Here is a 12,372-nt window from a genome sequence, read left to right as displayed (position 1 = left end):
GCGCCTGGAAAAAGAGATCTACGACAGTGAGGCCAGACTGGCGTGGTTGCTAGCCGGCCTGGCCGGAGTGCTGGGGGCCACCGCGTTCACGCACTCCGCCGGCTATTTCGTTACGTTCATGACCGGCAACGCCCAACGTGCCGTGCTGGGTTTCTTCCGCCACGACGTGTCCTTGTCCGTCAGCGCCGCAACTTTGCTGCTGTGCTTTGTGGCTGGTGTGGTGTTCTCTTCGGTGTGTCGCCGACGCTATTGGGCGGAGCATCCGCACGGGCCGACCGTGCTCACCACCTTCTGTCTGATCTTCGCCACCGGGCTCGACATCGTATTGGGTGGCTGGGAGGATCCCCTGCTGGATTTCGTGCCAATCATGTTCGTGGTCTTCGGGATTGGCGCGTTGAACACGTCCTTCGTCAAGAACGGTGAGGTGTCGGTGCCGCTGAGTTATGTCACCGGCACGCTGGTCAAGATGGGCCAGGGCATCGAACGCCACATCGCCGGCGGCAAGATCGAGGACTGGCTGGGCTATTTTCTGATGTTCGCCACCTTCGTCGCGGGCGCCGCGGTCGGTGGCGCGATCAGCATGCTGGTCAGCGGCACCCAGATGCTTGGGGTTGCGGCATTCGCCTGCGCGGTGACGACGTGTTACACGTACCTGCACGCCGACCGGCGTGGCCTGTTGAGTTAAGAAACATCGGCAGCAGCGCTGGCCGTTGCGCTGCTGCCGATGTGGTCTTTTCCGGGTGGCCCCGGGATCAGGTGGCGGGCCCGGTGACCGGAGCGGCCGGGGCAGCCGGTGCCGGCGCGGGTGCGGGCGCCGGTGCGTTGACGGCGTTGATCACCTGCAGCATGTCCGGCTTCATTGCCATCAGCTGCTGGTTCCAGTAGTTCCACGAGTGAGTGCCGTTGTTGGGGAACTGGAAGACGCCGTTGCGTCCACCCGAGGCGGCGTACGTTTGCTGGAACTGCTGGTTGGTGCGCAGCGTCAGGCCCTCCAGGAACTTGGCCGGCATGTTGTCTCCGCCCAGGTCGCTCGGCGTGCCGTTGCCGCAGTACACCCAGATCCTGGTGTTGTTGGCTACCAGCCGCGGGATCTGCAGCATCGGGTCGTTGCGCTTCCAAGCCGGGTCGGTGGACGGACCCCACATACTGTTCGCGTTGTACCCCCCGGCGTCGTTCATCGCCAGGCCGATCAATGTCGGCCACCAGCCGTCGGCCGGGTTGAGGAAGCCCGACAGCGACGCTGCGTAGGGGAACATCTGCGGGTAGTAGGCGGCCAGGATCAGCGCCGAACCGCCCGACATCGACAATCCCACCGCGGCGTTGCCGGCCGGCGATACACCCTTGTTCGCCTGCAGGAAGGCGGGCATCTCGCGGGTCAGGAAGGTCTCCCACTTGTAGGTGTAGTTCTGCCCGTTGCCCTGGGAAGGTTGGTACCAGTCGCTGTAGAAGCTGGACTGGCCACCCACCGGCATGATCACCGACAGTCCGGACTGGTAGAACTCCTCGAATGCCGGTGTGTTGATGTCCCAGCCGCTGAAGTCATCCTGGGCCCGCAAGCCGTCCAGCAGATAGACCGCGTGGGGTCCACCGTTCTGGAATTCGACCTTGATGTTGCGGCCCATCGATGGTGAGGGAATCTGCAGGTATTCCACCGGCAGTCCCGGCCGGGAGAATGCCCCCGCTGTCGACGATCCGCCGACGGCACCGACCAGACCGGTCAGCAGGGCTGCCCCCATCGCTGCGATCGCCAGCCTCCGGGGCATGGCTGTCGCTGTGCTACGCAGCTTGTCCACGAACTTCATCGGTTGACCCATCCCAACTTTCATCTGCCGCTTGTGCGGAGGAATCTGTTCTGGGCGAGTGAAACACAATTGGCAGACGTCCTCCGGCCGTCACGGCCGAAGGGTCATGTCGCGGTTGGCTAACGATTAGGAATCGAGCCGGACTCCGCGGCGGAGCCGTTGCATTTCGATAACAATCAGGCCACGAGTCTACGCAGAACCGTTGATGCCGTGACGATTCCGACCACTGGGGCTACCAGCAGCACCGCGATGTCGACGGCGTGGAACGGGGCGCCGATCAACAGTGCCCGCAACACGTCGACCTCATAGCTCAACGGGTTGACCGTGCTCAGCGCGCGCAACCAGGCCGGCATGACATCGACCGGGTACAGCGCGTTGGATGCGAAGAACAACGGCATGGTGATGGCTTGCCCGATACCCATCAGTCGATCGCGGTTGCGGACCAGGCCAGCCAATGTCATTGACAGACAAGCAAAGAACGCTGCACCAAGCACGACCGCCGCCATCGCCGCCAAGATCCGCAACGGATTGGCCGTCAAACCGATCCCCATCACGTAAGCCAGCGCGAGGACCCCGACGACTTGAGCCACCGAACGCACGCCGGCCGCGAACGCCTTCCCCGTGATCAGAGCCGAAGCGGGGGCAGGCGTCACCAAGAGCTTGGCCAGTACGCCGGCATCGCGATCCCAAATGATCTGTATGCCATAGAAGATCGAGATGAACAGCGCCGACTGGGCAATGATGCCCGGGGCCAGAAATGCTTGGTACGAAACCGATCCGGTGTCGATCACGTGCAGGTGATTGAAGGTGGTGCCGAAGATCAGCAACCACAGGGCGGGCTGCACCATCCGCATCACCAACTCGGTGCGGTCGTGTCGCAGTTTCTGCAACTCGACGAGCGCGAACGCACCAACGCGGCTCAGTGTCGCTCCGACCAGGTCCATTCCGCGTGGTGCGCGGACCAGGCGCACTTGGTTGTGCTGACACTCCCGATCAACTGACATGACGTCGTGTCCTTCTGCTGGAACGAATTTCGCGCATATCAGCTGACGGGCTGTCCAGGTCTGATGCGGCGTAATGGCGGAACACGTCTTCGAGCGTGGCGTCCGGTGCCACGGTCGCCTTCAATTCATCCGGTGTGCCGACCGCTTGCAGCGCGCCCTTGTGCATCAGCGCCACCCGATCGCACAGCGCATCCGCCTCTTCCATGTAATGAGTGGTGAGCAGCACCGTCATACCGAACTGCTGCTGCATCTGCCGGACCTGTCGCCAGACTCCGTCGCGTGCGATCGGGTCCAGGCCCACCGTCGGTTCATCGAGGACCAGCAGTGACGGCCGATTGACGAGGGCCTGCGCCACTTCCAGCCGGCGAACCATACCCCCGGAGTAGCTCGAGGCCAGCCGGTCAGCGACGTCGAGCAGATCCATCGCGACCAGCGCCTGGTCGACGCGTTCGGCCCGTTCGGCGCGCGGCACCCCGTACAGTCGCGCGAACCACGCCACGTTCTGCCGTCCAGTCAAGGCGGTCTCGATCGAAAGTTGTTGCGGGACATAGCCTATGTTGCTGCGGATGTCGATGGTCTGGCGCCGCGCGTCGAGCCCGAAGATGTACAGATCGCCGTGTTGCACGGGAGCCAGCGTGGTCAACACACGCACTACGGTCGTCTTGCCGGCGCCGTTGGGTCCCAGCAGGCCCATGGTTTCGCCGGGCTGTACCGAGAACGTCACGTCGTCGACGGCGGTGTGCGAGCCGTACCGGTAGGTCAGGTGTCGGCAATCGATCGCGTCAGTCATCTCTGTTGCTCCTGCAGTTTCTTGGTCATCCCCGCGAGGACTTCCAATCCCTTGGCCAATACCCCGATCTGGTGGTCGTCAAGCTCGTCGAGCAGGTCAATGAGTACGGCGCGCCGCGCCGCGGCACTGACGTCCATCACCCGTTGGGCCGATTCGGTGAGGCGCAGTCGACTGATACGACGGTCGGTGGGGTCGGCCGTTCTTTCCAGCAAGCCGGCGCAAGACAATTTGGACACCAGCGTGGAGGCGGTGTTGGGCACCAGTCCGAGTTCGGCGGCCGCGACGCTGACCGAAACGCCTGGACGGTGCGAGACCAGTCGCAGCAGCTCGGCCTGGGACTCGGACAGCTGCCCGGATGCATACCCCGGGCCCGCGGCCCGCCGCAACTGACGGCGGAAGCGCCCCAGGATCCGCGGCAGGTCGGCGGCAAGATCGCTGGTCACTCTGACCACGATACCTCTTTAGCGAAGCTATCTATAAGCGTTCGATGCGATGCAGCCTCACGTCCATCGCTGCGGGGGTATCTTGCTCGAGCGTGACGACCATGTAGGTGCAGTAAGGCTGCCGCCGGCGGTCCGTCGGCGAACCGGGGTTGAGCAGCCGCAGGCCGGTCTGCGTCGTGGTGTCCCAGGGGATATGGCTGTGGCCGAACACCAGCACATCGGTGTCGGGGTAGAGCCGCGACATCCGTGCTTCACGGCCGGACGCGGCACCCGTCTCATGCACCACCGTGAATCGACGCCCGGCCAGGTCTGCGTCAGCGCGCTCGGGCAGGCGGGACCGCAGGCCGTCGCCGTCGTTGTTGCCCCAGCAGGCGATCAGACGCGCAGCCCGGGCTTCGAGCGCGTCGAGCAACTCGACTGTCACCCAGTCGCCGGCATGAATGACGACGTCGGCCGCCGCAACCTCGTCCCAGACCTGAGCGGGGAGGTCGCGCGCTCGTTTCGGGACGTGCGTGTCGGCGATCAGAAGGAGCCGCATAAGTTCTATGCATACCCCCAGCACAGGAGAAACCATGCGCACCTTCGAGTCAGTCGCCGACCTCACGGCAGCCACCGGCGAAACGATCGGACAGAGCGACTGGGTGACGATCAGTCAGGAAGAGGTCAATCTGTTCGCCGATGCGACGGGTGACCACCAGTGGATCCACGTCGATCCGGAACGGGCCGCCAAGGGTCCGTTCGGCACCACGATCGCCCATGGATTCATGACGTTGTCGCTGTTGCCCCGTTTGCAGCACGACATGTACACGGTCAAGGGCATAAAGCTGGCAATCAACTACGGCCTCAACAAGGTTCGGTTCCCGGCTCCGGTGCCGGTGGGTTCCCGGGTGCGTGCGACGAGTTCGCTGGTCAGTGTCGACGACGTCGGTAACGGCGCCGTTCAAGCGGTGGTGTCGACGACCGTCGAGATCGACGGGTCGGCCAAGCCTGCGTGCGTGGCCGAGAGCATCGTGCGCTACATCACCTAAGCCGCGCGAGCAGACGCAGAATCGCACGCCGGCGGCCCGACCAGTGCGATTCTGCGTCTGCTCGTCAGGGAACGTGCGCGGGCTCAGAACTCGGCGATCGAGTGTTCCAGGCGTGCGGCCAACCGCGCCTCGGCCTCGGCCTTTCGCGTCGGTATGTGTTGGGATGGGAAAGGCGTTGTCACCGGCTGATATTCGCGCAGAGTCCGGCGCGCCACCGTCATCTTGTGCAACTCCGTGGCACCATCGGCGATACCGAGTGACTCAGCGGCCACCAGCATCTTCACGAACGGCATTTCGTCGGAGACGCCAAGGGCACCGTGCAGATGCAGGGCGCGTTGGGCCACGTCATGCAGCACCTGGGGCATCGCCACTTTCACCGCGGCGATATCACGGCGGACCTTCTGGTAGTCGTGATGCTTGTCTATCAACCACGCGGTGCGCAGCACCAACAGTCGGAACTGCTCGATCTGAATCCAGCTGTCCGCGATCTTCTCCTGCGTCATCTGGAAATCAGCCAGCCGGCCGTGCCGGGTCTGACGCGACACAGCGCGCTCACACATCATGTCGAATGCCCTGCGGGCCAACGCAATCGTGCGCATTGCGTGATGAATTCGGCCGCCGCCCAGCCGGGTCTGGGCGATCATGAACGCCTGACCCTCGCCGCCGAGCACGTGATCGGCCGGCACCCGGACATCCTGGTACCGGACGTAGCCGTGCGTGGCGCGCTTGGACGATTCGGCGCCCACACCGACATTGCGCACGATCTCGATTCCCGGCGTCTCGGCCGGAACGATGAACAGCGACATCTTCTCGTAGGTGCGGCCTTCGGGATTGGTCACAGCCATCACGATGAAGAAAGAAGCGTGTTTGGCGTTGGTGGAGAACCACTTCTCGCCGTTGATGATCCAGTCGTCACCGTCGCGTGTCGCGGCCGTCACGAACAGCCCGGGGTCGGAACCACCCTGCGGTTCGGTCATCGAATAGCAGGACGTGATCTCGCCGTCGAGCAACGGCTGCAGATAACGAGCCTTCTGTTGATCGGTGCCGAATAGGGCCAGGATCTCGGCGTTCCCCGAGTCCGGTGCCTGGCAGCCGAACACCGAGGGCGCCCAGCGTGACCGCCCCAGGATTTCGTTCAGCAGCGCGAGCTTGACCTGCCCGAAGCCCTGACCGCCCAGCTCCGGGCGGAGGTGGGCTGCCCATAGTCCCTGGTCCTTGACCTGCTGCTGCAGCGGCCGCAGGACCGCCATCATCTCGGAGTTCTGCTTGTCGTACGGGTCAAGGGCAACCAGGTCGAGGGGCTCGAGTTCCTCGACCATGAATTTCTCCACCCAGTCCAGTTTGGCCTGGTATTCCGGGTCTGTTTCGAAGTCCCACATCGTCGGCACCGTTCCCCGGTGCACCGCGGCACCGGCATCGTTGAAGGAGCGACACCATCGTATGCGTCTCGGCCAACGCGTTCCTGCGCAGCCGCTCGACGGCCGGTTCGACTTCTCAGCTCTCGGCGAGGTCTTTGCGGAATTCGATGACCGCACGCGCGATTTCGACCAGGGGCGTATTGGATTCTTGGGAGAGCCGTTTCAGAAGATCGAAGGCCTGGACGGCATCGACGTCGAATCGCTGCATCAGTATGCCCTTCGCCTGGCCGATGAGATCTCGGCTGGCCAGGGCGCTGCGAAAGTTGTGCTCCCGGCGGACGCTGTCCCAGGCCAGCGCCGCGTGAGTCGCGAAGACGACGCCGATTTCACCGGCCTCGCGGTCGAATGCCCGAGGTGCCTCTGCGTAAATGTTCAGCGCGCCCAATGTGTGGTTGCTGGTGAACAACTCGAACGAGAGAATCGAGCGAATCGGGGTCTCCTCGAGCGCGGTTTGCTGATACTTCGGCCAACGTTTCTCGGTCGCGAGGTTGTCGACCCGCACCGTGTGGTGTTCCGACGCGGCGCTCAAGCACGGCCCTTCGCCGTAGCGCTGTTGAATCTCGTCGAGATATACCGGCCAACGGTGGGTGCTCGCCTGCGTCTGCACCTCGCCGTGCCGGGAGATGACAGTAAGGCCGCTGTACTGCGCACCGGGAATCGTCTGTGTCGCTGCGAATACCAAGCGGTCAATGACGTCCTGGCTGTCCGCGCCCGGTCTGTCGTGCAGCTCACGCGCCAATCCCGCGATTCGGTTGTGGAGTAGCCCGATGTCCCGTCGCACGGCTCGTCCCCTTCGGCTATCCGCCCCAACGTGCCGACGCCCATCCTAACCGACATCGGCCGGCTGTCACCAAGGGTGCGAAAACCGTTGCTAGTGAGCGCATTTGCGCGAATGTGTTCCCGCTATCGGATCAAAACCGGGCCTGAGCAGACACGGGTTCGGGCTGGATAGTCGCGAGACCCCGTCCTGTGTGCCTACCGCGAAGCAGCCAAACCGAATATGTCTCGTACCACGCAACTTTGGCTGCACCGTGACTGGTGAAGATCGCGGTGCGCCGGAGGTGCCGATGTGGTGGGACCTGTGCCGGACCACCTACTAGCCTGAGCAAGATGACCCCACATACCCGCGCCGCCCAGCGAGCCGATGTCCGCGAGTTGGGACGCACCTTGGGCCGGGCGTTCTTCGACGATCCGGTCGCGCTGTGGTTACTGCCCGACGCCGATGCGCGACGGGCGCATCTGGCGCGGTTGTTCGCGACCATGACGCGCCACCATCACCTGGGCGCCGGCGGCGTGGAAGTGGCGTGCGACGGTCCTGAGATCGGTGCGGCCGCCTTGTGGGATCCGCCGAATCGATGGCAGGAATCGCGCCGCGCCCAGTTGGCGCAAACCCCGACCTTCCTGCGGGTTTTCGGATTCCAGGCGGCGAAGGGGCGGGAGCTTCAGGAGTTGATGAAACGCAATCATCCCGAGGAGCCGCATTGGTATCTCGCGGTGATAGGCAGCGATCCCGCGGTGCGCGGCCGTGGCTTCGGGCAGGTGCTGATGCGGTCTCGGCTGGACCGTTGCGACGCGGAATACTGCCCGGCCTACCTCGAATCCAGCAAACCCGAAAACGTGCCCTACTACGAGCGTTTCGGCTTCCGGGTCACCGGTGAGATCGTGGTCCCCGGCGGCGGGCCGACGCTGTGGCCGATGTGGCGGGACCCGCGATGACCGCACCGCGATTCGCGAACAAAATCGCGTTAATCACCGGCGGAGCCGTGGGTCTCGGGCAAGCATTCGCCCGGGCCCTGGCCGCCGAGGGGGCCGATGTGGCGATTGCTGAGATCGATATGGACGGCGCACAGCGAACCGTGGCGGAATTGACCGCGACCGGTGCACGGGCGATCGCGGTGCCGTGCGATGTCGCGGACGAGCGCCAGGTGGACCGAGCCGTCGACACCGTCGTCGAAAAGCTCGGCGGCATAGACCTTCTCATCAACAACGCCGGCCGTCATCTGATGAAGTACAACCAGCCGTTCGGCGTGCTGTCCCGCGACGACCTGCGTGCAATGTTCGACGTAAACATCATGGGTGTGGTCAATTGCACTCTGGCGTGCCGTGATTCGATGCGTGACCGCGGCGGCGGGGTGGTGATCAACATGTCCTCGACCGCGGGTTTCCTCAGCGGGACCCCGTACGGGGTGTCCAAGCTGGCGGTGCGGGGCTTGACCGTTGCCTTCGCCGCCGAGTTGTCGCCCGATCTGATTCGCGTCAACGCGCTCGCGCCGGGGCTGACCAACACCCAAAGCGCACTTGCCGACGTGCCGCGGTCCCTGATCGACGGGTACGTCGAGGAACTGCAGCTGGTGCACCGGATCTGCACCATGGACGACGTCGTGGCGGCCATGTTGTATCTGTGCTCGGACGAGGCGTCCTTCATCACCGGCGAGACCCTGAAGGTCAGCGGCGGCTATCCGCTGTCGGTCTGAGCGGGTTTAGCCCTCAGACCTTGCGGGCAACCGTGGCGCATGGCTACCGATGATGCAGGTTCTGTCGATGGCGCGGACGTCCCGGAGGAAGGTGGACCGGGCGATACCTTGAACGCGGAAGAGTCGACCGACTCCGACGAACTTCTCAATGACGACGGCGACGTCGTCGTCGATCCGCCCGAGGGCTGGAGCGGGGCCGACAAATTCGGCATGACGGCGCGCGAAGAACGTGAGGGGGAACCGCTCGACGCGCGACTTGCCGCCGAGGAGCCGGACGTCACCGAGGGGTCCGCCACCACCGGGGTCCCCGACGACGGTGTCGGGCGCGCCCATCGGGGCCAGATCGACGGTGCACCCGAAGACGGCGACTCCCTCTTTCAAGTGGTCGACGAGTAATCAGGGACTGCTTTTCCACCCGGCGACGCCGATAGCGATCATGCGCAGCTGCTTGACCGCGATCCGGTGAATATCCTGCAGTCCTTCGGCGCTCTGGGCGTCCTCGATGGCTTCGGCGATGACGATCATGGCGTTGACGAATAGGCTCGCCAGCACGTTGAGGTCCTCGGTGCTCCACTCGTTGAGCCGCGGGAAACGCGCGAGGTCGGTGGCCAACTCGGAAGTGAGCAGTCGAATCTCGGTGCGAATCGCATAACGCAGCACCGAAACGCCGGTCGACCGTTCGCGGGAGATGAAACGCCAGTGCTCCCGCTGCTCGGCCACGCTGCCGATCAGAATTTCCACCGATGATTCGATCACCCGGTTCGGGTCCAGCTTGCCAGCGCGGGCTCCGCGCAATGTATCGCGCAGGCTGCGGAATGACTCATCGATCAGCACTAGGCCGAGCGCCTCCATTGACTCGAAGTGCCGGTAGAAAGCCGCGGGCACGATCCCGGCCTCGCGCGTCACCTCACGCAGGCTCAGCCCGCTGAAGCTGCGGTCGTTGAGCGCCTTGAGTGCGGCGGCGATGATTGCGCGCCTCGTCGCTTCCTTGCGTTCCTCCCGCGACGGGCTCTCCCGGCCGTTAGAACTACGCGAATCACGGGCCCTGTCCTGGGCCGATCGTCGCGCATGTGAGCTAGGAGTACGACTGTTCACTATGTGAACCGTAACACAGAGCCGTCGAAACCCTTGACCACCTGCGCATAACGATGCAACGGTGTACACATGTTCACTCAAACTTTCACTCGGACGATCGCGAAGCGGGTCCTGAGTTCCGACCTTATCGATCTGCTCACCGGGCCGCACGGCGTCGACCGGTACACCGAGCTTGTGACGCCGACCTGGACAGCGGGTGAGGCGCGCGCCAAGGTGGTCGACGTTCGCCGCACCACCCCCCGCAGCGTCACCCTGACGCTGGCCCCGAACGCGGCGTTCACTGAAGGTCACACCGTCAAGGCCGGGCAGTTCGTCAACGTCACGGTCGAGATCGACGGCCGTAAGTACTCCCGGTGCTACTCGCCGGCCAACGTCGAAGGCAGCACGCAACTCGAGCTGACCGTCGGCGTCCACGACGGCGGCCTGGTCTCGACCTACCTGTACGAGCGCGCTCGTCGCGGCATGGTGGTCGGCCTGGACGGCGTCGGTGGCGACTTCGTGCTGCCGGTTCACCGGCCCAAGCGGATCCTGTTCGTGGGCGGAGGCAGTGGCATCACGCCGGTCATGGCGATGCTGCGCACCCTGGTCGCCGAGCAGCACGTGCGATTCCGCCGGGGCGAGATCGCGTTCGTGCACTACGCGCGCACCCAAGAAGAGGCGTGCTATCGCGAGGAGCTGGCCGGAATGCGCGGGGTACGGGTACTGCACGGCTACACCCGATCCGGTGACGGCGACCTGCAGGGCCGCTTCGGGGCAGACCACCTGGCGGCCGCGATGGAATCCCCGGACGCGGTTTTCGTCTGCGGGCCAACCCCTTTGGTCGAGGCCGTCCGGCAGCACTGTGAAAACGTGTTCACCGAAAGTTTCGTGCCGCCCGTGATCGAAGCGCCGGCCAATCCCACTGGCGGGCGGGTGAGCTTCGCCGACAGCAGGGTCGACGTTGTCGACGACGGGCGCCCGCTGCTGGAACAGGCCGAAGCGGCCGGGTTGAAGCCGGAGAACGGGTGCCGGATGGGCATCTGCCACACCTGCACGCGACGGAAGACTTCCGGCACCGTGCGCAACCTGGTGACCGGTGCCGTGTCCACCGCACCGGACGAGAACGTGCAGATTTGCGTCACCGTGCCCGTCGGCGACGTCGAGATTGCTCTCTAACAACCCCAAAACGTAGGGAGAAAAATAATGGCCCAGAAAAAGATCACCCTGACCAAAGACCAGGCCGACGCCTTCGGCCGCGAACTCGACGCCATCAAGGAACGCGAGATGGCAGACCTGGGCGAGGAGGACGCCGAGTACATCCGTCGCATGATCAAGACACAGCGAGCGCTGGAAGTCGGTGGCCGCGCGCTGCTGTTCCTGCCGCCGGCCTGGCTGTTGGGCACCGGCATGCTGGGTATCGCCAAGATCATGGACAACATGGAGATCGGCCACAACGTCATGCACGGCCAGTACGACTGGATGCGGGACCCGACGATCTCCGGCCGCGATTTCGAATGGGACACCGCCTGCCCAGCCGACCAGTGGCGGCACTCGCACAACTACATGCACCACACCCACACCAACATCGTGGGGATGGACCGCGACATCGGCTACGGCATCCTGCGGATGAGTGAAGACCAGAAGTGGAAGCCGTACTTCCTGGGCAACCCGGCCTGGGCCTTCCTGCTCATGGTGCTGTTCCAGTACGGCGTCGCGCTGCACGAGATGGAAACCGAGCGCATAGCCTCCGGTGAGATCAGCCTGCGCGACAAGCGCGACACTTTGAAGGAGATCTGGAAGAAGACGCGTCGGCAGTCACTCAAGGACTACGTCGCGTTCCCGTTGCTGGCTGGGCCGTTCGCACCGTTCGTCTTCACCGGCAATCTCACCGCTAACCTGATGCGCAATGTGTGGTCGTACATGATCATTTTCTGCGGCCACTTCCCGGACGGCACCCAGGAATTCACCATCGAGGAGACCAAGGACGAGACTCGCGGTCAGTGGTATTTCCGCCAGGTGCTCGGTTCGGCGAACCTGACCGGCGGCGATCTCTTCCATGTGTTGTCCGGCAACCTGTCGCACCAGATCGAGCATCACCTGTTCCCGGACATGCCGGCCCGCCGGTACCCCAAGATTGCGCCCGAAGTGCAGGAGATCTGCGAGCGCTACGGCATTCCTTACAACAAGGGTCCACTGCTCAAGCAGTTCGGCACCGTGGTTCGCAAGATCGTGCGGCTCGCCGTTCCTGACAGCTGGCCGTTGCGGCGCAAAGCCACCGCGCCCGCGGAATTGGAGTTGGTGGCCGCGTAACGCGCAATGAGCCTGCGCCGATGGCGCCG

Annotated in this window: 15 protein-coding genes; 7 read left to right on the top strand and 8 right to left on the bottom strand. The window is 64.2% G+C overall.

Annotated elements, in window-relative coordinates; genetic code table 11:
- Nucleotides 1-4: 4 nt before the first annotated feature.
- On the top strand, nt 5-685 hold the full coding sequence (locus tag A5636_RS16275; protein ID WP_065159701.1) for a YoaK family protein: 681 nt from the start codon (nt 5-7) through the stop codon (nt 683-685).
- 67 nt (nt 686-752) lie between these two features.
- Here the strand turns inward: A5636_RS16275 and ag85C are convergent, their stop codons facing one another.
- From ag85C to A5636_RS16250, 5 genes are all read right to left on the bottom strand, one after another.
- Nucleotides 753-1,802, bottom strand: a complete 1,050-nt coding sequence (ag85C, locus tag A5636_RS16270; protein ID WP_065159700.1) for a diacylglycerol acyltransferase/mycolyltransferase Ag85C — start codon at nt 1,800-1,802, stop codon at nt 753-755.
- Between the two features lie 176 nt (nt 1,803-1,978).
- Nucleotides 1,979-2,806 carry an ABC transporter permease gene (locus tag A5636_RS16265; protein ID WP_065159672.1) on the bottom strand — a complete coding sequence of 276 codons (828 nt, stop codon included), beginning with the start codon at nt 2,804-2,806 and terminating at the stop codon, nt 1,979-1,981.
- Nucleotides 2,796-3,596, bottom strand: a complete 801-nt coding sequence (locus A5636_RS16260; protein ID WP_065159671.1) for an ATP-binding cassette domain-containing protein — start codon at nt 3,594-3,596, stop codon at nt 2,796-2,798. Before A5636_RS16260 ends, A5636_RS16265 begins: the two co-directional genes overlap by 11 nt.
- A complete protein-coding gene (locus A5636_RS16255; RefSeq protein ID WP_155763841.1) occupies nt 3,593-4,048 on the bottom strand; it encodes a MarR family winged helix-turn-helix transcriptional regulator in 456 nt (151 codons plus the stop codon). Before A5636_RS16255 ends, A5636_RS16260 begins: the two co-directional genes overlap by 4 nt.
- 22 nt (nt 4,049-4,070) lie before the next feature.
- On the bottom strand, nt 4,071-4,577 hold the full coding sequence (locus A5636_RS16250) for a metallophosphoesterase family protein (protein ID WP_065159669.1): 507 nt from the start codon (nt 4,575-4,577) through the stop codon (nt 4,071-4,073).
- 34 nt (nt 4,578-4,611) lie between these two features.
- Between A5636_RS16250 and A5636_RS16245 the strand changes: the two genes are divergently transcribed.
- Nucleotides 4,612-5,067 carry a MaoC family dehydratase gene (locus tag A5636_RS16245; protein WP_065159699.1) on the top strand — a complete coding sequence of 152 codons (456 nt, stop codon included), beginning with the start codon at nt 4,612-4,614 and terminating at the stop codon, nt 5,065-5,067.
- 83 nt (nt 5,068-5,150) lie between these two features.
- Here A5636_RS16245 and A5636_RS16240 read toward each other — a convergent pair whose 3' ends face one another.
- Together A5636_RS16240 and A5636_RS16235 are read right to left on the bottom strand one after the other, a co-directional pair.
- Nucleotides 5,151-6,446 carry an acyl-CoA dehydrogenase family protein gene (locus A5636_RS16240; protein WP_065159668.1) on the bottom strand — a complete coding sequence of 432 codons (1,296 nt, stop codon included), beginning with the start codon at nt 6,444-6,446 and terminating at the stop codon, nt 5,151-5,153.
- Between the two features lie 115 nt (nt 6,447-6,561).
- Nucleotides 6,562-7,266: a GAF and ANTAR domain-containing protein gene (locus A5636_RS16235; RefSeq protein ID WP_065159667.1), complete on the bottom strand. Its 705-nt coding sequence runs from the start codon at nt 7,264-7,266 to the stop codon at nt 6,562-6,564.
- A gap of 329 nt (nt 7,267-7,595) precedes the next feature.
- Between A5636_RS16235 and A5636_RS16230 the strand changes: the two genes are divergently transcribed.
- From A5636_RS16230 to A5636_RS16220, 3 genes are read left to right on the top strand one after another with little or no spacing between them, the layout of a single operon-like run.
- Nucleotides 7,596-8,201 (top strand): GNAT family N-acetyltransferase, encoded by a 606-nt coding sequence (locus A5636_RS16230; RefSeq protein WP_065159666.1) that lies wholly within the window; start codon nt 7,596-7,598, stop codon nt 8,199-8,201.
- The gene (locus tag A5636_RS16225) at nt 8,198-8,959 is read left to right on the top strand and encodes an SDR family NAD(P)-dependent oxidoreductase (RefSeq protein WP_065159698.1); all 762 of its coding nucleotides are present in this window, start codon (nt 8,198-8,200) and stop codon (nt 8,957-8,959) included. The genes A5636_RS16230 and A5636_RS16225 overlap by 4 nt, the downstream gene beginning before the upstream one ends.
- Before the next feature lie 39 nt (nt 8,960-8,998).
- A complete protein-coding gene (locus A5636_RS16220) occupies nt 8,999-9,355 on the top strand; it encodes a hypothetical protein (protein WP_065159665.1) in 357 nt (118 codons plus the stop codon).
- Here A5636_RS16220 and A5636_RS16215 read toward each other — a convergent pair whose 3' ends face one another.
- Nucleotides 9,356-10,054 (bottom strand): TetR family transcriptional regulator, encoded by a 699-nt coding sequence (locus A5636_RS16215; protein ID WP_065159664.1) that lies wholly within the window; start codon nt 10,052-10,054, stop codon nt 9,356-9,358.
- A gap of 69 nt (nt 10,055-10,123) precedes the next feature.
- Here A5636_RS16215 and A5636_RS16210 point away from each other — a divergent pair, with 69 nt between their 5' ends.
- On the top strand, nt 10,124-11,209 hold the full coding sequence (locus A5636_RS16210) for a flavin reductase family protein (RefSeq protein WP_065159663.1): 1,086 nt from the start codon (nt 10,124-10,126) through the stop codon (nt 11,207-11,209).
- 27 nt (nt 11,210-11,236) lie between these two features.
- The gene (locus tag A5636_RS16205; RefSeq protein ID WP_065159662.1) at nt 11,237-12,343 is read left to right on the top strand and encodes a fatty acid desaturase family protein; all 1,107 of its coding nucleotides are present in this window, start codon (nt 11,237-11,239) and stop codon (nt 12,341-12,343) included.
- Nucleotides 12,344-12,372: the final 29 nt, after the last annotated feature.

This window comes from Mycobacterium asiaticum (genome assembly GCF_001673315.1).
In the GTDB taxonomy this organism is placed as follows: domain Bacteria; phylum Actinomycetota; class Actinomycetes; order Mycobacteriales; family Mycobacteriaceae; genus Mycobacterium; species Mycobacterium asiaticum_B.
This window is presented reverse-complemented; position numbering and strand designations above follow the sequence as displayed.

Excerpts from the sequence above, each read along its gene's own strand:
- ag85C (WP_065159700.1), bottom strand. The coding sequence starts at position 1,802 with ATGAAGTTCGTGGACAAGCTGCGTAGCACAGCGACAGCCATGCCCCGG.
- A5636_RS16265 (WP_065159672.1), bottom strand. The coding sequence starts at position 2,806 with ATGTCAGTTGATCGGGAGTGTCAGCACAACCAAGTGCGCCTGGTCCGC.
- A5636_RS16260 (WP_065159671.1), bottom strand. The coding sequence starts at position 3,596 with ATGACTGACGCGATCGATTGCCGACACCTGACCTACCGGTACGGCTCG.
- A5636_RS16250 (WP_065159669.1), bottom strand. The coding sequence starts at position 4,577 with ATGCGGCTCCTTCTGATCGCCGACACGCACGTCCCGAAACGAGCGCGC.
- A5636_RS16245 (WP_065159699.1), top strand. The coding sequence starts at position 4,612 with ATGCGCACCTTCGAGTCAGTCGCCGACCTCACGGCAGCCACCGGCGAA.
- A5636_RS16240 (WP_065159668.1), bottom strand. The coding sequence starts at position 6,446 with ATGTGGGACTTCGAAACAGACCCGGAATACCAGGCCAAACTGGACTGG.
- A5636_RS16230 (WP_065159666.1), top strand. The coding sequence starts at position 7,596 with ATGACCCCACATACCCGCGCCGCCCAGCGAGCCGATGTCCGCGAGTTG.
- A5636_RS16225 (WP_065159698.1), top strand. The coding sequence starts at position 8,198 with ATGACCGCACCGCGATTCGCGAACAAAATCGCGTTAATCACCGGCGGA.
- A5636_RS16220 (WP_065159665.1), top strand. The coding sequence starts at position 8,999 with ATGGCTACCGATGATGCAGGTTCTGTCGATGGCGCGGACGTCCCGGAG.
- A5636_RS16210 (WP_065159663.1), top strand. The coding sequence starts at position 10,124 with ATGTTCACTCAAACTTTCACTCGGACGATCGCGAAGCGGGTCCTGAGT.
- A5636_RS16205 (WP_065159662.1), top strand. The coding sequence starts at position 11,237 with ATGGCCCAGAAAAAGATCACCCTGACCAAAGACCAGGCCGACGCCTTC.